Below are 19737 nucleotides of genomic sequence, written 5' to 3' on the forward strand. Positions count from 1 at the left end.
CGTACCCGCTAACATGACTGAGGAAGGGTGGGCGCGAACTCGGTGTTCAGGACGCCGAACAGCAGATGATCTGCCCAGCGGCCGTTAATTTTCAAATAAGCCCGCGCCAGTCCCTCATGACGGAACCCCGCCTTTTCCAGCACCCGGCGCGAGGCGTAGTTGGTCGGAAGGCACGCCGCCTCGACCCGGTGCAGCTTCAACGGGCCGAAGGCGTAAGCCAGCATGGCGCGCACCGCCGTGGTGCCGACCCCGCGCCCTGCGTGCGGCTGGCCGACCCAATAGCCCAGCGTCCCGGTCTCGGCGACGCCGCGCCGGATGTTGGACAGGGTGACGGCGCCCAGCAGGGCTTCATCATCGCCATCGAAGATGAACAGGGGCCAGGCCGTGCCCAGCTCCATTTCGCGCGCATAGACGCCCAGCCGGCGCCGAAAGGCGGCCCGGGTCAGATCGTCCTCGGGCCAGGCCGGCTCCCACGGCTGCAGATAGGCGCGCGACTCCTCGCGCAGGGAGGCCCACGCCATATAATCAGAAGGGCGCGGCGGACGCAGCACGACCCCCTGCCCGTTCAGGACCGGTCCGGTCGCCTCGGCCATCCAGTCGAACAGGGCCATGGGATCAGGATAACCCGTCGCAGCCCCGGCGTCAGCCGCCGGCGACAAAGATGACGTCAGCCGCCGGCTGCCAACATGGCGGCGCGGAAGGCGGCGCCCGCCCCGCCCGCCCCGCGCGGCCCCAGCACGGCGCTGGCCGAACGGCCCGTCGCCGCCAGCTCACGCCCCACGGCGCGCAGGTCCTCGGCGCTTTGAGCCTCGATGCGGGCCGCCGTCGCCTCGGACGAGACCGGCGCCCCGAACACCAGGGTCTGGCCGGCATTGCGGCCCGCGCGGCTGGCCGGGCTTTCGTCGGCCATCCACAGGCTGGCGTTCAACACCGCCTTGGCGCGCGCCAGTTCCTGCGGCGTGGGCCCCCGCTCGGCCAGGTCCAGGATTTCGGCGGCGCACAGTTCGGCCAGCTCGACCGAGCGTTCGGCCGCCGCCCCGGCGTAGACGCCCAGCAGCCCCAGATCGTCATAGGTCTCGTGATAGGCGTCGATGGCGTAGGCCAGGCCGCGATCCTCGCGCGCGCTCTGGAACAGGCGCGAAGCCATCCCCCCGCCCAGGATTTCGGTGAACAGGCGCAGGGCGGGCAGCCGCTCGTCGCGCGCGCCGATGGTCGGCAGCTGGAACACCAGATTGGCCTGTTCGATCTTGCGCGCCAGCCGCGCCTCGCCGCCGACGAAGACGGCCGGCGGCAGCGCCTCGGTCGGCGTCGCCGTCTGATGGCCGAACCAGGCCTCGGCCAGCGGCAGAAGCTCGTCTTCGTCCACCCCGCCGGAGACGGCCACGACCATGCGGTCGGGCGAATAGAGACGTCGGCGCCAGTCGCCGATCGTCTCGCGCTCGACCGGCGCCAGGCTGGCGATGGAGCCCAGGATCGGCCGACCCAGCGCCTGCCCCACGAAGGCGCGGGTCTGGGCCATCTCGAACACATGGTCGTCGGGGGTGTCGAAGGCCTCGGCGATCTCCTGGGCCACCACGTCCTTCTCGCGCTCGATCTCTTCGGGCGCCAGGGTCGGGCGGAACACCAGATCCGACAGCACCTGCATGGCCAGAGGCAGGCTGCCCTTCAGGGCGCGGATGTCGAAACTGGTGCGCTCATAGCCGGTCGCGGCGTTGATGGAGCCGCCCTCAGCCTCGACACGCTCGACGATCTCGCGCGCGCCCATGTCGCCCGCGCCCTTGAAGACCAGATGCTCCAGCAGGTGCGACCAGCCGGACTGCGCCTCGTTCTCCATACGGGCGCCGCCGTTGACGGCCACCGTCACGGCGATGGTGCGCAGGCCGGGCATGGGGTCGCACACGACGCGGACGCCATTGGACAGGGTGTGAAGGCGAGCAGTCAGATCGATTGTCCTCAGGCAGAACGGTAACGGCGGACCATCACGGCCGCATAGAAGCCGACCAGCACGGCGGCCAGGCCGAACCAGGTCAGGGCGTAGCCCAGGTGATTGTTGCTGAAGGCGGCGGGCGGCGCCACGGGCCGCAGCGCCGTCAGCTCGGGATTGGCCGAGGTGGTCGCATAGACGGTGTAGGGCGACACCGGCCCGGTCACGCCCAGAGCCTTGGCCATCGCCGTCTGGTCGCGGCCGTAGAAGACCTGGCCCGAGGGCGGCGGCGTCATGGCGTTCGGCTCAGTCGCCCGGCGCACCACGCCCGCGATCACGACCGGCATGGCCGCATCGGCGCGAACGGCGGGACGTTCGGCGACCTCGGCAGGCAGGAAGCCGCGATCGACCAGAATGGTCCCCCGCCCCTGAATCGGACAGGCCGAGATCAGCCGCACGCCGGCGTCGCCGTCCTCGATGGTCTGCAACTCGACGAAGGGCGCCGTGTTCAGGCCGCGGCAGGTGACGATCGCCTGACGGAACTCGGGGTCCTCCAGCGCCAGCGCGGTCTCAAGCGGAACCGGCGCCTGACGGGCGGCCGCTTCGGAGCGGGCGATCAGGTCCAGCTTCCACTGCAGCCGCTGCGCCTGCCACACGCCCAGCGTCAGCAGCAGGGCCAGCGCCAGCACCGTCACGACAGTCAGGACATAGGGAAAACGAGGCCGGGCGGCGTCGGTCATCGGGTCTCTCGGTGTGAATCGTCGCTGCGCTGACGCAGCATCTGAAGCGCCGTCATCAACCCCTTTCCCGGCCGCATCAAGGCCAGGGCCAGACCGGCGACCAGCGGCAGCCAGATGATAAGGTGCAGCCAGATCGGCGGGCTGAAGGCGATCTCGACCGCCAGCGCCGAAAACCCGACCAGGAAGCCGACGATCTGCATGATGAAGGTGGCCGCGCCGTCGCCCGTCTCGACCGCGCCCAGATCAAAGCCGCACGCCTCGCAGGACGCACGGCGCTTCAGGAAGCCATCGAACAGCGGCCCGCGCCCGCAGGCGGGACAGCGCCCCCTCAGCCCTGCGCGCACGGCAGGCCAGACAAGCAAATCGGCGCGGGACCTGGGGCCCCGCGCCGACGAAAGCTCGACTTGTCCGTCGTGTTCGATCAACCGAAGACGACGTACATGAAGACGAACAGGAACAGCCACACCACGTCGACGAAGTGCCAGTACCAGGCGGCGGCTTCGAGGCCGAAGTGCTTCTGCGGCGACATCTGACCGACTTGGAGGCGCAGCAGGCAGACAGCCAGGAAGATGGTGCCGACCGCGACGTGGAAGCCGTGGAAGCCCGTCGTCATGAAGAAGATCGAACCGTACAGCTTGGCCTGGGCCGCGTCTTCGCTGAAGAACAGGTGGCCGTGCAGGATGTGGTAATACTCATAGGCCTGAACGCCGGTGAACAGCAAGCCCAGCAGGACGGTGATCAGCAGGCCCATCTTGGCGGCCTTGCGGTCGCCGGCGATGATGGCGTGGTGCGCCCAGGTCAGGGTCGTGCCCGACAGCAGCAGGATGACCGTGTTCATGAGCGGCAGGCTCCACGGATCCAGCAGCTCGACGCCCGTCGGCGGCCAGGTCTTCCAGGCGGCGGCGGTGTCCATCCAGTTGCCGACTTCCGGGATGATCGCACGCGATTCATTGAAGATCGCCATGTCGAAGAACATCCAGAAGAAGGAGACGAAAAACATCACTTCCGACGCGATGAACAGCACCATGCCGTAACGCAGGCCGATGCCGACGACGGGGGTGTGGTCGCCCTTGCGGCTTTCCTTCACCACGTCCGACCACCACGAGAACATGGTGAACAGGACGCCGGCCAGGCCGACGAAGAACATCCACTTGGTGCCGGCTTCGAGGCCGAACAGCCCCTTCATCCACACGACGGCGCCGATGAACATGACGCAGGCGGAGAAGGAGCCGACCAGCGGCCACGGGCTGGGGTCGACCAGGTGGTAGTCGTGTTGCGGTTTCGCGTGCGCGTCGGCCATTCCTGGAGTCTCTGTAATCAAGGCGAGAATGTTTGAAGAGGGCTATAGCCCTCGCTATCCGGCTTTGCCAACAGCAGAGTCGTTCGCAGCCGCCTGCTGGAAGCCCTTGGTCGGGAAGAAGGTGTAGCTCAGCGTGATCTGGCGCACGCCCTTCACCTCGGCGTCGGTCGCCAGTTCGGGCGCCACGAAATACTGAATCGGGAAGGAAACCGTCGCGCCCGGCGCGATTTCCTGACCTTCGAAGCAGAAACACTGCAGTTTCTGGAAATAAGGCCCCGCCCGCTCGGGCACGACATTATAGGCCGCCGTGGCGTGCAGGGTCTGGTTCGAGGTGTTGGTCACCTCGAAATAGGCCATGCCGGTCTCGCCGATCCGCACCTTCTGGCTCAGGGTTTCGGCGCGGAAGGTCATGGGCAGATCGCGCACATTGGTGTCGAACCGAATCAGCACCTCCTGATCCAGGATCTGCGTCGGGGCCGCCTCGGCCCGCTTCACCGTGCCGTCAAAGCCCGTCACCTGACAGAAGATGCGATAGAGGGGCACCGCCGCAAAGGCCGCGCCGGTCATCGTCAGCACCAGAGCCGCGCACAGGATCGCGACCTTGTTCTGCTTGGTCACGGCCGGGCTGCCTCCGAGGACGCGGGCGCGTCCGGCTGAACCGGAGGCGGCAGGGCCGGATCGGCGCGCTCCAGCGTCGCCAGGGCCTCGGCCTCGGCCGCCTTGCGCGCCTCGTTGTTGGCGCTCATCCGCGACAGGGTGACCAGGTAGACCAGGGCGATGAACCCCAGCAGGCCCAGGGCGATGGCCACATTGCGACGCTTGCGCGCGCGGGCCTGCTCATCGGTCAGCTTGATGTATTTGAGTTGGGACATAGGGGTTTAGCCTCCAACGCCGGGCAAATGCTCGACCAGGAGGGCCGAGAACAGCGCCATAAGATACAGAATGGAAAAGGCGAACAGGTTGCGGGCCGGTTTGGCCTCGGCCCGGACGTCATACAATGCGGCCTCTCGTCCCACGGCCTCGGCCTTGTCGGGCTGATCGCCCGCGCGCGAGCGATAGAGCCGCAGCGCCAGGCCCAGGAAGGCCACGCCGCCGACGATCGACACCACCAGATAGATGGGCCCGCCCAGCCCCGTCAGCGCCGGGGCGATCGCCACCGGCACGAAGACCAGGGTGTAGAGTAGGATCTGCAGGCGGGTGGACTTGGCGCCGCGCGCCACCGGCATCATCGGAATGCCCGCCTTGGCGTAATCTCCGGCCGAATAAAGAGCCAGGGCCCAGGTGTGCGGCGGGGTCCAGGTGAAGATGATCAGGAACAGCAGCCAGGCCTGCCACGGGGCGTCGCCCGTCACGGCGGCCCAGCCGATCACCGGGGGAAAGGCGCCCGCCGCCCCGCCGATGACGATGTTCTGGGGCGTGCGGCGCTTCAGCACCAGGGTGTAGAGCCAGGCGTAGTAGACGATGGTCAGGGCCAGCAGTCCGCCCGCCAGCCAATTGGTCGTCATGCCCAGCAGCATGACCGAGAAGACCGACAACACCATGCCGAAGGCCATGGCGTCGTTCTTGCGCACCCGTCCGGCGGCGACGGGCCGGCCCCGGGTGCGGCGCATCAGGGCGTCGGTCTCGCCCTCGATCGCCATGTTGAGCGCGCCGGCGGCCCCCGCCCCCATGGCGATGCACAGGATGGCGACGACGGCGTTGATCCAGTCCAGCCGTCCCGGCGCGACGATCAGTCCGGTGACCGCGGTGAACACCACCAGCGACATGACGCGCGGCTTCAGCAACTGGAAGAAATCTTCCGGCTGGGCGCTGGTGACAAGCGGGGTTTCGCGGGCGGGGTGATCGGTCATGGTCATAAAGAGCAAAGGCCGCCCTTCCGGTTGCGGAAGGGCGGCCTCTCCGGGTCTATCCGATAAGGATCAGTGGTTGTCCGCCTTGACCACCGGCAGTTCGTTGAACTGGTGGTGCGGCGGCGGCGAGGACAGGGTCCACTCCAGGGTGGTGGCGCCTTCGCCCCACGGGTTGGCCTCGGCCTTGCGGCGACGGATGGCCGACTCCAGCAGCATCACCAGGAAGACGCCGACGCCGACGATGGTGATGACGTAGCCCACCGAGGACACGTAGTTCCAGTAGGTGAAGGCTTCCGGATAGTCGACGTAACGACGCGGCATGCCCTGCAGGCCCAGGAAGTGCTGCGGGAAGAAGATCAGGTTCACGCCGATGAACATGATCCAGAAGTGCGCCTGGCCCAGGAACTCGTTGTACTTCACCCCGAACATCTTCTCGTACCAGTAGTAGAAGGCGGCGAAGATCGAGAAGATGGCGCCCAGCGACAGCACGTAGTGGAAGTGCGCCACGACGTAGTAGGTGTCGTGCAGGCTGTAGTCGATGCCGGCGTTCGACAGGACCACGCCGGTCACGCCGCCGACGGTGAACAGGAAGATGAAGCCCATCGCCCACAGCATGGGCGTCTTGAAGGTGATCGAGCCGCCCCACATGGTGGCGATCCAGCTGAAGATCTTCACGCCCGTGGGCACGGCGATGATCATGGTCGCGGCCACGAAATAAGCGCGCAGATTCACGCTCATGCCGACCGTATACATGTGGTGCGCCCACACGATGAAGCCGATGAAGCCGATGGCGACCATGGCGTAGGCCATCGCGAGGTAGCCGAAGATCGGCTTCTTCGAGAAGGTCGAGACGATGTGCGAGATCATGCCGAAGCCCGGCAGGATCATGATGTACACTTCGGGGTGGCCGAAGAACCAGAACAGGTGCTGGTACATCACCGGGTCGCCGCCGCCGGCCGGGTCGAAGAACGACGTGCCGAAGTTACGGTCCGACAGCAGCATGGTGATGGCGCCCGCCAGAACCGGCAGCGAGATCAGCAGCAGGAAGGCGGTGATCAGCACGCCCCAGGCGAACAGCGGCATGCGGTGCAGGGTCATGCCCGGCGCGCGCATGTTGAAGATGGTGGTGATGAAGTTGATCGCGCCCAGGATCGACGAGGCGCCGGCGACGTGCAGCGAGAAGATCGCCAGGTCGAACGACGGCCCTGCGTGACCCATGGTCGACAGCGGCGGATAGGAGGTCCAGCCCCCGCCGAACCCGCGCCCCGGCCCGCCGTCGACGAACATCGACAGGATCAGCAGCACGAAGGCGAAGAAGATCAGCCAGAACGAAATGTTGTTCAGACGCGGGAAGGCCATGTCCGGCGCCCCGATCATGATCGGGATGAAGTAGTTGCCGAAGCCGCCCATCGTCGCCGGCATGACGACGAAGAACACCATGATCAGGGCGTGCGCCGTGACGGTGGCGTTGTAGCCGTGCTTGGAAGCCTCAACCAGGCCCAGATACTGGACGAAGGAGCCTTCCTTGAAGATCTGGATGCCCGGCTCCGCCAGCTCCCACCGGATCAGGCCCGACAGGGCGCCGCCGATGAGGCCGGTGAAGATGGCGAACATCAGGTACAGAAGCCCGATGTCCTTATGGTTGGTCGACAGGAACCAGCGGGTGAAGAAACCCGGCTTGTGGTCGTGCGGATCGTGAACAGCTGCGGTGGCCATCGGTCTGGGCTCTCGCGTCTCTCTTACTGAGCAGCCGGCGCGGCGGGCGCGGCGGCGGTTGCGGGGGCCGCAGGCGCGGCGTCGGTCGGGGCGGCGGCGCCGGCAGCCGGAGCGGCGGGCGCTTCGGCGGCGGCGGGCGCGGCCGCAGCAGCGGCTTCGTCAGCCGCCTTGGTCATCGAGCCGCCCTTGGAGGCGACCCATTCGGCGAAGGCCTGCTTGCTGACCACCTTGACGTGGATCGGCATGAAGGCGTGGTCGACGCCGCACAGTTCAGAGCACTGGCCGTAGTAGTCGCCTTCCTTCTCGGCGCGGAACCAGGTCTCGTTCATACGGCCCGGAACGGCGTCGACCTTGATCGCGAAGGCCGGAATGGCGACGGCGTGGATGACGTCCGAAGCGGTGATCAGCAGGCGGACGTTCTCGCCGACCGGCACCACCATCGGCTCATCGGCGGCCAGGCGGTACAGTTGCTTGGTCGTCTTGTCTTCCGGCAGCATGTTCGAGATGTACTCGGCCACGCCCTGGTCCGGATATTCATAGCCCCAGTTCCACTGGTTGCCGGTGATCTTCACCGTGACGTCCGCATCCGGATAGTCGTGGTAGGCGAACAGCAGGCGGAACGAGAAGAGGGAGATGCCGACCAGGATCAGCACCGGCACCACCGTCCAGATCACTTCGATCAGGGTGTTGTGGCTCCACTTGGCCGGAGTCGGATTGGCGCGCTTGTTGTAGCGGATCGCGATCCACACCAGCAGAACCAGCACCAGCACGCAGATGGCGGTGATGACCGGCATCAGCACGATGTTGTGGAAGAAGTGAGCCTCATGCGCCAGCGGCGCGGCGGCCGTCTGCAGGCCCAGGCCCGCCGGAACCGGCTGACCCAACACATCCTGCGCCATCGCCGGCGCGGCGAAAATGGCGGCAAGGGCGGTCGCGGCGATACCGCCTCCCAACCGCGCCATGGCTCGCATGCCCATCCCCATTAGAGAAGTCCTCATAAACCGTTCAGCAGCAGACGTTTGCGAGCAATTCGCAAGCGTCGCCGGGCCCAGAGGACCTCGGCGTGTCATGGGCCGGTCCTTATCGGCTCGGATCGCCCTTGCCAAGCGATCAAGCGCACCTAGGGCGCCGTCTCGACAAAATGCGGTCGATTAATTCGCTGTCATGTTTGAACAGCTACCTTGCACCACAAGATACCTTGCGATACCTCTTCGTCATCCAGACAGGGATGCCCAAGAGGGAGGCCCGCAGGGAGGCCATGCGCGACACCATCGACATTCAACTGAAGAAAGGCGTGCTGGGGCTGTGTGTCCTGGCGCTGCTCGCCCGGCGCGACAGCTACGCCTATGAGATCGCCAGCCGCCTGTCCGACGCCATCGGCATGGGCGAAGGCACCATCTATCCGCTGATGCGGCGGATGCAGACCGACGGCCTGGTCGAGACCTATATGGTCGAATCATCCAGCGGCCCGTCGCGGAAATATTATCGACTGACCGATGCGGGGCGCCGCGCCCTGGACGGCCAGACCGGCGAGTGGCGGGCCTTCGCCCGCGCCGTCGAGGCCCTGATCGCGGGCGATGAAGGCGAATCCGTCATCGTCGCCCAGGCCCCGGCGGAAACGCCCGCCCTGCTCGACCAGAGCGCCCAAACCGAATCGACCGCCCAAGCTGACAGGGGAGAGGACCAATGAACCGCGCGGAATTTCTGGCGCGCCTGCGCCGCGGCCTGGTGGGCCTGCCCGCCGCCGCCGCCAATGAGATCGTCGCCGACTACGAAGCCCACTTCGCCGACGGCGCCGCCGCCGGACGCAGCGAGGCCGAGGTGGCTGAGGCCCTGGGCGATCCCGATCGCCTGGCCCGCGAACTGAAGGCCGAGGCCGGCGCCAAGCGCTGGCGTCAGGAGCCGTCGGCGTCGTCCGCCGCCGGGGCCGTGTTCGGCATCCTGGGTCTGGGCGCCATCGACATCCTGATCCTGCTGCCGATCGCCCTGCCCGTCTTCGGCACGGTGCTGTCCCTGCTGCTGGGAGGGGTCGGCGTCTTCATCGCCGGCGGCTTCGTCATGGTGGCGGGCGCCTTCATGGGCCTGCCGGGCGGGGCGCTGGCCGCCGCGCTGCTGGGCGTCGGCCTGATGGGTCTGGGCATCTTCATGGTCGGAACCATGGCCTTGCTGACCAAGTGGCTGATCGACGCCACCGTCTGGTACGCCCGGCTGCACTACCGCGTCATCAAACCCGCCCTGGAACCCCAGGCCTAAGCGACAGAGGGGAGAACACGTCATGATCCGCAATCTGCTCATCATCTCCGGCGCAGGCCTGATCCTGGCCATCGTCGGTTTCGGCGGCGCCTTCGCCGTGGGCGGCCGCGACCTGGCCCGCCACGACTGGACCTGGGTGATCACCGACGACGAGGCCGGCGACAGCGGCTTCACCGTCGAGCGCGGCCAGGTGTCGCCGGACGCCACGCGCACCATCGCATGGACGGGCGACGAGCGTCTGGCCATCAACATCCCCGCCGACGTCGTCTACGACCAGCAGGCCGACGCGCCGGGCATCACCGTCACGGGCGCCGAGACGGTGGTGAACCGCGTCCGCTTCGCCAACGGCCGCCTGACGCTCGAGGAAGCCCCGCGCGGCGACCGCAGCTATGTCCGCTGGACCCGCACCGGCATTCGCGGCTGGAGCGAGACCGACGCCCTGAAGATCATCATCAAGGCGCCCTCGGTGAAGGCCTTCGACCTGTCCGGCCCGACCGAGCTGAAGATCCGCGGCTATGACCAGCCGACGCTGGACCTGACCCTGACCGGCGCGTCGGACGTGCGCGTTCAGGGCCGCACCGGCGCCGTAACGGTGGACGCCTCGGGCTCCAGCGACGCCCGCCTCGACGAACTGATCGTCGAGGACGCCAAGGTCCAGGTCAGCGGCTCGGGCGATGTCCGCGTCGGCCCCAGCGGCAAGGCCGAGGTCGACGTCTCGGGCAGCGGCGAGGTCCGCCTGACCCGCCGCCCCGGCGAACTGCGCCAGTCGGTCAGCGGCTCCGGCGAGGTGTCGCAGGACTGATCCACGCCCACCGACTGACCGCCTGATCGGCCCCTTTCGCACGGCGAGAGGGGCCGATTGCTTTGCGGGCCGTGACGCGGCGCTCCTCAGCCCCTATCTAGCCTCCATGAGCAACGCCGCCTCCCCCTCCCCCATCCTCGACGCCGCGGGCGTAGCCCCGGACGAGGCCCTGTCGATCCTGCAGACCGCCCTGGCGGGCGCCGACGACGGGGAGCTGTTCCTCGAAAAGACCGAGAGCGAATCCCTGGTCTTCGACGACGGTCGGCTGAAGGGCGCCTCCTATGACGCGGTGGAGGGCTTCGGCCTGCGCGTGGTGGCGGGCGAGACGGCCGGTTACGCCCACGCCAACGAAATCTCCGCCGCCGCCATCCGCCGCGCCGCCGACAGCGCTGCGCTCGCCAAGCGCGGCTATGACGGAACCGCCGCCGAGGCGCCGCGCGCCACCAACCAACGCCTCTATGATCCGGTCGATCCGCTGCTGGCCCCGGCCTTCTCGGACAAGATCGCCCTGCTGGCCGAGATCGACGCCTGGGCCCGCGCCCGCGATCCGCGCGTGGTGCAGGTCTCGGCCTCCCTGGTCGGCGAGCGCCGCGCCATCGACATCCTGCGCGGCGACGGGCGGCTGCTCAGCGACCTGCGCCCGCTGGTGCGGCTGAACGTCTCCGTCACCGTCGAGAAGGACGGCAAGCGCGAAAGCGCCTCGTCCGGAGCCGGCGGCCGCGCGGGCTTCGAGGAATGGATCGCCCCCGAACGCTGGCAGGCCCAGGTCGACGAGGCCCTGCGTCAGGCCCTGGTCAATCTGGAGGCCGTCGACTGCCCGGCGGGCGAAATGGACGTGGTTCTGGGCGCGGGCTGGCCCGGCGTCCTGCTGCACGAGGCCGTCGGCCACGGTTTCGAGGGCGACTTCCACCGCAAGGGTTCGTCGGTGTTCACCGGCATGATGGGCAAGCGGGTCGCCGCGCCGGGCGTGACGGTCGTGGATGACGGCTCCATCGCCGGCCGTCGCGGCTCCCTGTCGTTCGACGACGAAGGCACCCCGACCTCGCGCACCGTGCTGATCGAGGACGGCATCATGGTCGGCCTGATGCACGACCGGCTGTCGGCGCGTCAGTTGGGCGCGAACGCCACCGGCAACGGCCGCCGCCAGTCCTTCGCCCACACGCCGATGCCGCGCATGACCAACACCTTCATGGAAGGCGGCAAGGATTCGCAGGCCGACATGATCGCCTCGACCAAGCGCGGCCTCTACGCCGCCAACTTCGGCGGCGGCCAGGTGGACATCACCAACGGCAAATTCGTCTTCCAGTGCACCGAGGCCTATCTGATCGAGGACGGCAAGATCACCGCGCCTGTGCGCGGCGCCACCCTGATCGGCGACGGGGCCACGGCCCTGACCCAGATCCAGATGATCGGCGACGACTTCGCCTTCGACCCCGGCGTCGGCACCTGCGGCAAGGCCGGCCAGGGCGTCCCCGTCGGCATCGGCCAGCCCAGCCTCAAGATCGGCGGCTTGACGGTCGGCGGCACGGCGGTCTGACCGCCCCGGTCTTGCATCAAGGCTGGGGGGCGCGCCAATCGGGACCCAGCGGATCGAGCCCCTCTCGCGCCAGTTGATCCAGCATACCGTTCGGTTCGGCCAGCAGCCTGAGCGGCACTATGGCGACAGTGACCCCCGCCTCGGACAGGGACTGGGCCATGCCTTGACGCCAGACATCACGCAGCCGTTTGCCCTGCCCCATCACCGACCAGTAGGAGCAGGCGTCGACCGCTTGATCCAGCGTCGAGGCCAGGACGTCGGGGACGCGTCGCTGCCGCCAGTCCTCGACCCGCTGGGCGCCGTTTCCCGGCCCGGCCTCGGCCGCCGTCGTCGCGGCCTCCATGCAGTTCAGATACGCTTCGGGCGGCGTGGTCAGCACCTTGTCGATCATCTCGTCGCCGCGATAGACGCCCACCGGCTCAGCCGCCTTCTTGTTGGCGCGGGCGGCGCGGCGCACGATTTCGGAGACGGGGCGCGCCCGGCGGGCGTAGCCGCCGTGCTCCATCAGGTCCGCCGACAGCATCATGAAACTCTTGCGGCTGGGCCCCTCGCCCGTGATCCGCTGGACCCGCGCCTCCAGTTCTGGCGACAGGTAGTCGGCGCTGGTCCGTCCATCCGGCTGGCGCGTCAGGGTGCGGATGCGCCAGACGAGGCGTCCGACATCCGCCAGAGACGCCTGCCCCTGAATAGGAAACAGCACCCGGTCGGCCCGCTCGACCGCCGAGAGCAGGGCGTCGGTGCGCCATTCCATGTCGCGCGGCAGGCCTTCTATGGCCCCGACCAGGAACAGCACGCTGTCGCCGCGCCGGACCTCCCACATCGGCCCCTCGATACGACGGGCGGTGACCACGACGTCCTCGACCGTATTGGGAGCCGCCGCCTCTTGCGCTTTCGCCGTCCCGACCGACAGGGCGAAAGCCGAAACTAACGACAAGACTAGGGAAGAAGAGCGGCTATGCATTTCAGCGTTATATTCATTCCTTTTTCCTGGCTGTAATGAAATCCCCGTAATGCTGTCCGCGATTTAATCCACCTGTCCAGCTTGTAACTGGAGATCGCAACACGGCCCGTCCACACCTCGGCCGACACCGAGGGAGAGGACAGATGAACACCAAGAGCGCCCTGCTGGCGACCACCGCACTGCTGCTGGCCGCCGCCGCGCCGGCCGCCGCCCTGGCCGCTGATCGGGCCGCTGATCGGGCCGACGCCCCGGCCCGGCAGTCCGCCGTCCCCGGCGACCAGGCCGTGCTGATCTTCACCCCCGACTTCTTCGTCGACGCCCGCCCCAACACGGCGCTGGACATGGTCAACCGGGTGCCGGGCTTCTCGGTCAACGACGGCGACGGCGCGCGTGGCTTTGAAGGCGCCGTCGGCAACGTCCTGATCAACGGCTCGCGCCCGGCCTCCAAGAACGACACCGGCTCCAACGTGCTGAGCCGCACCGTGGCCAGCCAGGTCGAGCGTATCGAACTGATCCGCGGCGGGGCGCCGGGCATCGAGATGCAGGGCTATTCCGTCGTCGCCAACGTCATCCTGAAAAACACGGTCAGCCGCGAGCATATCGCCACCTTCAACGCCAATCTGTTCGAGGGCGGCCAGGACCTGTTCGGCGGCTCCTATCAGTTCACCGAGCGCAAGGGCGATCGCACCTGGGGCGTGACCTTAAGCGACGGCATCTCCATGAGCGACTCCAACGGCGCCGGTCCGCTGCGCCGGGTCGGCCCGAACGGAGAGACCCTGCGCGCCGAAGATTACTACAACGACGGCTACGGCGGCGGGAACTCGATCCGCGGCAACTTCTCCAGTCCTTTCCTGGGCGGCAAGGTCGACCTGACGGCGCGTTATGGGATCAACGACTGGCACAACATCAACCGCCAGACCGCGCCCGGCGTGCTGCGCGAAAGCCTGTATGATGAAGACGGTAATAGCGGCGAGTTCGGCGTCGTCTACACCCGCCCCCTGTCCGAGAAGCTGAAGCTGGAAACCCGCTTCATCCATGAGTTCGGCGACTATGACTCGGCCTCGGTCTCACGCGGCCGGGTGGTTGACGTCCAGAGCCCGGAACAACTGTTCAGTTCTGACGGCAAGTCATCCGAAACCATCCTGCGCGGCCTGGTGCGCTATGAGCGGACCCCGTCGATGGATTTCGAGGCGGGCGGCGAAATCGCCTACAACATGATGCAGCGCGACCAGGCCTATTCGGTCGACGGCGTCGGCGTTCCCCTGCCCTCCGCCTCGGTCAAGGTCGAGGAGACGCGCGGCGAACTGTTCGGCAAGGCGACCTGGCGCATCAACCCGAAGTGGACGCTGGAAAGCGGCCTGCGGCTGGAATCCTCGACCATCAGCCAGTCCGGCGACGCGGATCAGGAAAAGAGCTTCTTCTTCGCCAAGCCGCGCCTGCTGGCCACCTGGACCCCGGCGGCCAACAATCAGCTGCGCCTGCGGCTGGAGCGCACCGTCGGTCAGCTGGACTTCAGCGACTTCGCCGCCTCGGCCGAGTTCGCCGACGGCAATGTCTTCGGCGGCAATGTGAACCTGCATCCCGAATCGCGCTGGGTCGCAGAACTGACCTATGAAAAACGCTTCTGGGGCGAAGGCGTCGTCAGCATCGGCCTGCGCCATGACGAGATCACCGACGCCATCGACGTCATCCCCCTGGAAGGCGGTTACGCCGCCGTGGGCAATATCGGCGACGGGACGCTGGACCAGCTGGTGCTGAACGTCACCGTTCCGACCGACAAACTGGGCGTCTCGGGCGGCAAGTTCGGCTTCCGCAACACCTGGAACCACACCGAAGTCACCGACCCGACCACCGGCGAGATCCGCCCCATCTCCGGCGTCCGCGCCAGTCAGGCGACCATCACCTTCCAGCAGGACATCACGCGCTGGAAGATGCAGTGGGGCGGCGCCTGGATCCCCCTTCTGGGCCAGCAGAACTATCGTCCGGACCAGATCTCGGGCTGGCGCGGTCACGACTACTATGAGCTGTGGGGCGAGTATAAGCCGACGCCGACCCTGTCGATCCGCGCCCAGATCAACATCTGGGACGACTTCAACGTCCAGCTCACCCAGTTCGCGGATCGCGAGACGCGGCCGATCGCCTTTGTCGAGAACCGCTTCATCGACCCGCGCACCTTCTATCAGATCCGGCTGCGCAAGACCTTCTGAGGAATTGAAACCACGCGCCCCGGAACCAGCCGGGGCCTTTCCCCGGACAACTGAAAAGGGCGGCGCCTCCTGCGAGACGCCGCCCTTTCCTTTGATGGTCGGCCGGTCCGGCGCGCGAACGCCGGACCGGCTTTTTGCTCTAGTGCGGCGCCTTCTCGTGCGACCAGCCCTTGATGAAGAAGCTGAGGACGATGAAACCGACGCCGATGCCCATGCCCCACACGCCCAGCATGCCGAACACCTCCAGCGAGGTGCGCAGCGCGGCGCCCGGGTCCAGCACCTGGCCGCCGACCGTCTCGGTCCCGGCCAGACCGGCGATCCAGCCGCCGACGTACTGAGCAATCGACGAGGCCAGGAACCACACGGCCATCATGAAGCTGACGACCTTGGCCAGCGACAGCTTGGTGATTTCCGACAGGCCCACCGGCGACAGGAACAGCTCGCCAAGGGTGTGGAACATGTAGAGCAGGCCCAGCAGCAGCACCGGCATCTGGAAGGCCGAATCGGCCAGGCCGGCGCCCCACACCACGATCATGAAGCCCAGGCCGACCTGCAGCAGGCCGAGGCCGAACTTCAGCACCGGGTTGGGGTCCATGTTGCGTCGGCCCAGGAAGGCCCACAGGGCCGCCATGATCGGCGCGAAGATCAGGATGAAGCCGGCGTTGAACGACTGGGTCTGCGCCGCCGTCACCGTGGCGTCGATCCAGAAGCCCGTGGGCGTGATGCCCGCCGCCGCCAGTTGGGCCGGGGTGCCGACGGTGACGCCCAGGAACTGAACCGCCGTCGGCGTCAGGCTGAGGTCGACGTTACGGTCGGCGAACAGGTTCAGCGAGGTGCCGGCCTGTTCGAACAGGGTGAAGAAGACCACCGAGCCGAAGATCAGCACCACCGCCAGCATCATGCGTTCGCGCTGGATGCGGTTCTCGCAGACCTTGACGATGATATAGGCGATGAAGGCCAGCGACGCGACGGTGGCGGCGCCCAGCACCCAGCCCACCAGGGCGTTGCGCTGAACCATGAACCACACCACGCCGACGCCCAGCACGCTGAGCAGATAGATCGACCACTCGCGGTTCAGCGGGCCCAGGAAGGGCTTGTTGAGCTCGCCTTCGACCGGCGGCTCGCCCTTGCCCTGCAGCAGCGGCTTGCCCAGGACGAAGACGACCCAGCCCAGCGCCATGCCGACCCCGGCCAGGCCGAAGCCCGCCCACCAGCCGACCGTCTGGCCCAGATAGCCGCACAGCACCGCGGCCCAGAAGGCCCCCAGGTTGATGCCGTAATAGTAGAGGGTAAAGCCCGAATCCCGGCGCGGGTCGCCGTCAGGATACAGCTGCCCCACGATGGTGGAGATGTTCGGCTTCAGATAGCCCACCCCCATGATGATCAGGGCGATGGCCAGGTAGAAGACGTTGATGCCCGCCAGGTCGCGGGTGACCTCGATCTTGTAGTCGCCGGTCGGCAGCACGGCCGGGATCGGCGCGTCCTGCGGCAGGTTCTGGATCGCCAGGCCGTTCTCGACCGGGGCGAAGGCGTATTTCTGGCCGTTGACCATCAGGCCCACGTCGCGCGCGGCGCCGCGGCCCTCGGCCGAGATTTCATAGGCCGCGCCCTGATAGGTCAGGGTTTCGGTGGCGGGACGCCCCTCGAAGGCCATCATGCCGTGACCGGCCACCAGCAGCAGGGCGCCGAACGCCACGGCCTTGCGCGTGCCGATGAAGCGGTCGGCCATCATGCCGCCCAGCAGCGGCAGCAGGTACACCAGCGAGGTGTAGGAGCCGTAGGCCGAACCGGCCTGGGCGTCGTCGAACAGGAAGTGCTGGGTCAGGAAGAAGATCAGGATGCCGCGCATCCCATAGTAGGAGAAGCGCTCCCACATCTCCGCGAAGAACAGGATGATCAGTCCGCGCGGGTGGTGTTTCAGGATCTGCATCAGCACGGGCACGCCCGTGACCAGGGTGATGATCAGACCGATGGCGATGACGATATTCATGCCTGGGCCCCCGCGCAGATCATGATCGACTTCGCCTTATTCACAGTCACCGTCTGGGCCATCGCCTGGGCGTCGCCCCCTCGAGTGCCGGGCCGGCGCGCAGGTCGCGCGCCCCCTCCGTCCGTCGTGCTCAACGGCAAGCTCCATTGTCTGACGCCCCCGACGGGCGTGGAAGCGTCCAGAAACAGCACGGTCACGGATTGCAAACAAGCGTTAACGGCCAAATCTTGGCCGCCGACGGGCGCCTGATCGTCGCAAAGTTCGCGTTTTGAGGGTGATTAGATCATTCTACACATATTTCGCGCACGCTCCTCGAACGCCGAAACTGGGCTGGGGAGATTCAAACAGACATGTCGTTGCGCCCGTTCAACGAAAGCGATCTCGAGGCCGTCAATCGACTGCACAGCAGCGTATGGTGGCCGGAACGGTCGGCGGCGGGCTGGCGCTGGTTGATGGCGAACCCGGCCTCGGCCGAGATCGACGCCCCGCACGGCTGGGTGATCGACCACGGCGCCGGGCCTGAAGCCTTCGTCGGCAACTTCATCCAGCGCTTCTGGAGCAACGATCAACGCCTGCACGCCGCGACGGGCTATTCCATCGTCGTGCCTCCGGCGCAGCGGGGCCGCAGCCGGGCCCTGATCAACGCCTTCATCGACCAACCCGCCTGTTTCGCCCGCTACACGCTGAACGCCAACGCCCGCTCCAGTCCGCTGTACCAGCGGCACGGCATGGTTCCCTGGCCGCCCGAAACCCATACGCTGAAGCTGTCCTGGCTGATCGACCCGGCGGCCTGCCTGTATGGACGGGGCCTGCGCGAGGTCGTGGACCGCGCTCCGACGCTGGCGCGCCTGCTGGGCGAGCAGCTGTCCCCCCTGCCCCGCCTCAACGGCGAGCGCCGCCTGCGTCAGGCCGAAAGCCGCCTGCCAGACGGGGTCAGCCTCAGCCCCGACCTGTCGCAGCGCTCGGACTACGCCCGGTTCTGGACGGCCCTGCGCGCCGAGGGGCGGCTGATGGCGGACCGCAGCCCGGACATCATGCGCTGGCGTCTGTCGGACCCCGATCTGACGGTGCCGCCGCTGAGCCTGGCCTATCGCGACGGCGGGCGCCTGACGGGTTTCGCGGTGGCCATGCTGAACAAGCAGACGCCGCTGGAGCCGCCGATCCTGGAGATCATCGACCTGGTCGCGCTGGACAATGATTCGACGGCGGTCCAGGCGCTGGTCGAGGGCCTGCGTCGCATGGCGCCGGCGCTGGGCGCCGCCAAGGTGCGGCTGCAGGTGGTGTCGCCCGACCTGCTCGCCGCCCTGGGCCGACTGGGCCAAAAGGCCTGGCGCGAGGGCGGCTGGGGCCACTGTCACATCGCCTTCGACGATGGGATGCAGGACGCGGGCTGGCGGCCCACGCCCTATGACGGCGACTATTCCTTCTGTCTGCGCCCCCTGCCGGCGCGCGCCAGCGCCGCCCTGAGGCTGGCGTCGACGCCCCTGCGCGCTCAAGCGGTGCAGGCGCGGGCATGAAGGGAAACGAGGGCCGGTTGCGGCCCTCGTCCGGCGCCGCCGTTTAGGAGCGCGCCTTCAGCTCGTCGCGGATTTCGGCCAGCAGCGCTTCGGTCGGCGTCGGCGCAGCGGGCGCCTCAGGCCCGGCCGGCTGCTCGCGGCGCAGCTTGTTGACCATCTTGACCATCAGGAAAACCACGAAGGCCACGATCAGGAATTGGATCAGGGTGTTGATGAAGGCGCCGTATTGAATGGCCACCTTCTCGACCGCCTCTGTCGCCGGGTCTTCCGGCACCAGGACCCACTCCAGCTTGGAGAAGTCCACCCGGCCCAGCAGCAGGCCGATTGGCGGCATCACCACCTGATCGACCAGGCTGGTGACGATCTTGCCGAACGAGGCCCCGATGATGACCCCGACCGCCAGGTCGACGACGTTGCCGCGCGCGGCGAATTCCCGAAACTCGGACAGCAGGCTCATTGAATCAGTCTTTCAGATGATATCAGGCGTCGCCGGAGGCGTTCAGCCGCTCGCGCAGCTCCTTGCCGCTCTTGAAGAAGGGCACGGCCTTGGCCGGGACCTCGACCGTTTCGCCGGTGCGGGGGTTGCGCCCCGTCCGCGCCGGTCGGCTGCGCACCGAAAAGGCGCCGAAGCCGCGAAGCTCGACCCGTCCGCCTTCGGACAGGGTGTCAGTCATGCAGCCGAGGATCACATTTACGACCCGCTCCACCTCGGCATGGGTGAGGTGCAGGTTCTCAGCCGCCAACTTCTCGATCAGTTCAGACTTGATCATTCAGGCCCCCGCCATGGTTTCACCGTCCGGGAAGACACCCTAACCGCCTGTCGCCACAGGAAGAAAGGGCAAAACGCATCGTCGTGAAGGTTTCTTGCATTCCAGCGTGGCAGGTTTCGCCGCCGATGGGCCGCGTGAGGAAGAAAATACGTCGCAAAGAGCCAGGGTCG

19 protein-coding genes and 1 pseudogene are annotated in these 19737 nt (G+C 67.4%); 6 read left to right on the plus strand and 14 right to left on the minus strand.

Annotation, left to right across the window (positions count from 1 at the left end; all coding sequences use genetic code 11):
- Window positions 1-8: 8 nt before the first annotated feature.
- The 10 genes from PIB44_RS13125 to coxB form a co-directional block, all read right to left on the minus strand.
- Window positions 9-611 (minus strand): GNAT family N-acetyltransferase, encoded by a 603-nt coding sequence (locus PIB44_RS13125; RefSeq protein ID WP_278069710.1) that lies wholly within the window; start codon window positions 609-611, stop codon window positions 9-11.
- A gap of 56 nt (window positions 612-667) precedes the next feature.
- Complete coding sequence (locus PIB44_RS13130; RefSeq protein WP_278071000.1) at window positions 668-1888, minus strand: M16 family metallopeptidase; 1221 nt, start codon at window positions 1886-1888, stop codon at window positions 668-670.
- Between the two features lie 65 nt (window positions 1889-1953).
- Window positions 1954-2664, minus strand: coding sequence for an SURF1 family protein (locus PIB44_RS13135; RefSeq protein WP_278069711.1), 711 nt, complete (start codon window positions 2662-2664; stop codon window positions 1954-1956).
- Window positions 2661-3026, minus strand: a complete 366-nt coding sequence (locus PIB44_RS13140) for a DUF983 domain-containing protein (RefSeq protein ID WP_278069712.1) — start codon at window positions 3024-3026, stop codon at window positions 2661-2663. The genes PIB44_RS13135 and PIB44_RS13140 overlap by 4 nt, the downstream gene beginning before the upstream one ends.
- Before the next feature lie 59 nt (window positions 3027-3085).
- Complete coding sequence (locus PIB44_RS13145) at window positions 3086-3964, minus strand: cytochrome c oxidase subunit 3 (protein ID WP_134581551.1); 879 nt, start codon at window positions 3962-3964, stop codon at window positions 3086-3088.
- A gap of 54 nt (window positions 3965-4018) precedes the next feature.
- Window positions 4019-4582, minus strand: a complete 564-nt coding sequence (locus tag PIB44_RS13150; protein ID WP_025977920.1) for a cytochrome c oxidase assembly protein — start codon at window positions 4580-4582, stop codon at window positions 4019-4021.
- Window positions 4579-4836 (minus strand): cytochrome c oxidase system small membrane protein, encoded by a 258-nt coding sequence (locus PIB44_RS13155; RefSeq protein ID WP_025977921.1) that lies wholly within the window; start codon window positions 4834-4836, stop codon window positions 4579-4581. Before PIB44_RS13155 ends, PIB44_RS13150 begins: the two co-directional genes overlap by 4 nt.
- Window positions 4837-4842: 6 nt before the next feature.
- Window positions 4843-5820 (minus strand): heme o synthase, encoded by a 978-nt coding sequence (cyoE, locus tag PIB44_RS13160; protein ID WP_082891398.1) that lies wholly within the window; start codon window positions 5818-5820, stop codon window positions 4843-4845.
- 63 nt (window positions 5821-5883) lie between these two features.
- Window positions 5884-7530 (minus strand): cytochrome c oxidase subunit I, encoded by a 1647-nt coding sequence (gene ctaD, locus PIB44_RS13165; protein WP_025977923.1) that lies wholly within the window; start codon window positions 7528-7530, stop codon window positions 5884-5886.
- Between the two features lie 23 nt (window positions 7531-7553).
- Window positions 7554-8513 carry a cytochrome c oxidase subunit II gene (gene coxB, locus PIB44_RS13170; RefSeq protein WP_025977924.1) on the minus strand — a complete coding sequence of 320 codons (960 nt, stop codon included), beginning with the start codon at window positions 8511-8513 and terminating at the stop codon, window positions 7554-7556.
- A 275-nt stretch (window positions 8514-8788) separates the two neighbouring features.
- Here coxB and PIB44_RS13175 point away from each other — a divergent pair.
- The 4 genes and pseudogenes from PIB44_RS13175 to tldD form a co-directional block, all read left to right on the plus strand.
- Window positions 8789-9100 (plus strand): annotated as a pseudogene (locus tag PIB44_RS13175) (PadR family transcriptional regulator); the annotation flags it as partial.
- 116 nt (window positions 9101-9216) lie between these two features.
- The gene (locus tag PIB44_RS13180) at window positions 9217-9783 is read left to right on the plus strand and encodes a DUF1700 domain-containing protein (RefSeq protein ID WP_278069713.1); all 567 of its coding nucleotides are present in this window, start codon (window positions 9217-9219) and stop codon (window positions 9781-9783) included.
- Window positions 9784-9805: 22 nt separating this feature from the next.
- Window positions 9806-10585 carry a GIN domain-containing protein gene (locus PIB44_RS13185; protein ID WP_025977927.1) on the plus strand — a complete coding sequence of 260 codons (780 nt, stop codon included), beginning with the start codon at window positions 9806-9808 and terminating at the stop codon, window positions 10583-10585.
- Between the two features lie 106 nt (window positions 10586-10691).
- Window positions 10692-12122, plus strand: coding sequence for a metalloprotease TldD (gene tldD, locus PIB44_RS13190; protein WP_025977928.1), 1431 nt, complete (start codon window positions 10692-10694; stop codon window positions 12120-12122).
- A gap of 16 nt (window positions 12123-12138) precedes the next feature.
- Here tldD and PIB44_RS13195 read toward each other — a convergent pair whose 3' ends face one another.
- Complete coding sequence (locus PIB44_RS13195; RefSeq protein WP_278069714.1) at window positions 12139-13056, minus strand: TraB/GumN family protein; 918 nt, start codon at window positions 13054-13056, stop codon at window positions 12139-12141.
- A gap of 170 nt (window positions 13057-13226) precedes the next feature.
- Between PIB44_RS13195 and PIB44_RS13200 the strand changes: the two genes are divergently transcribed.
- Window positions 13227-15290: a TonB-dependent receptor plug domain-containing protein gene (locus PIB44_RS13200; protein WP_278069715.1), complete on the plus strand. Its 2064-nt coding sequence runs from the start codon at window positions 13227-13229 to the stop codon at window positions 15288-15290.
- A 139-nt stretch (window positions 15291-15429) separates the two neighbouring features.
- On the opposite strand, the gene PIB44_RS13205 is transcribed toward PIB44_RS13200, so the two are convergent.
- A complete protein-coding gene (locus tag PIB44_RS13205; RefSeq protein ID WP_278069716.1) occupies window positions 15430-17280 on the minus strand; it encodes a peptide MFS transporter in 1851 nt (616 codons plus the stop codon).
- Between the two features lie 350 nt (window positions 17281-17630).
- Here PIB44_RS13205 and PIB44_RS13210 point away from each other — a divergent pair, with 350 nt between their 5' ends.
- Window positions 17631-18797, plus strand: a complete 1167-nt coding sequence (locus PIB44_RS13210; protein ID WP_278069717.1) for a GNAT family N-acetyltransferase — start codon at window positions 17631-17633, stop codon at window positions 18795-18797.
- Window positions 18798-18840: 43 nt separating this feature from the next.
- Here the strand turns inward: PIB44_RS13210 and mscL are convergent, their stop codons facing one another.
- Both mscL and PIB44_RS13220 read right to left on the minus strand, forming a co-directional pair.
- On the minus strand, window positions 18841-19254 hold the full coding sequence (gene mscL / locus PIB44_RS13215; protein ID WP_025977933.1) for a large-conductance mechanosensitive channel protein MscL: 414 nt from the start codon (window positions 19252-19254) through the stop codon (window positions 18841-18843).
- 22 nt (window positions 19255-19276) lie between these two features.
- Window positions 19277-19567: an integration host factor subunit beta gene (locus tag PIB44_RS13220; protein WP_025977934.1), complete on the minus strand. Its 291-nt coding sequence runs from the start codon at window positions 19565-19567 to the stop codon at window positions 19277-19279.
- Window positions 19568-19737: the final 170 nt, after the last annotated feature.

Source organism: Brevundimonas sanguinis (genome assembly GCF_029636725.1).
Lineage (GTDB): Bacteria > Pseudomonadota > Alphaproteobacteria > Caulobacterales > Caulobacteraceae > Brevundimonas > Brevundimonas sanguinis.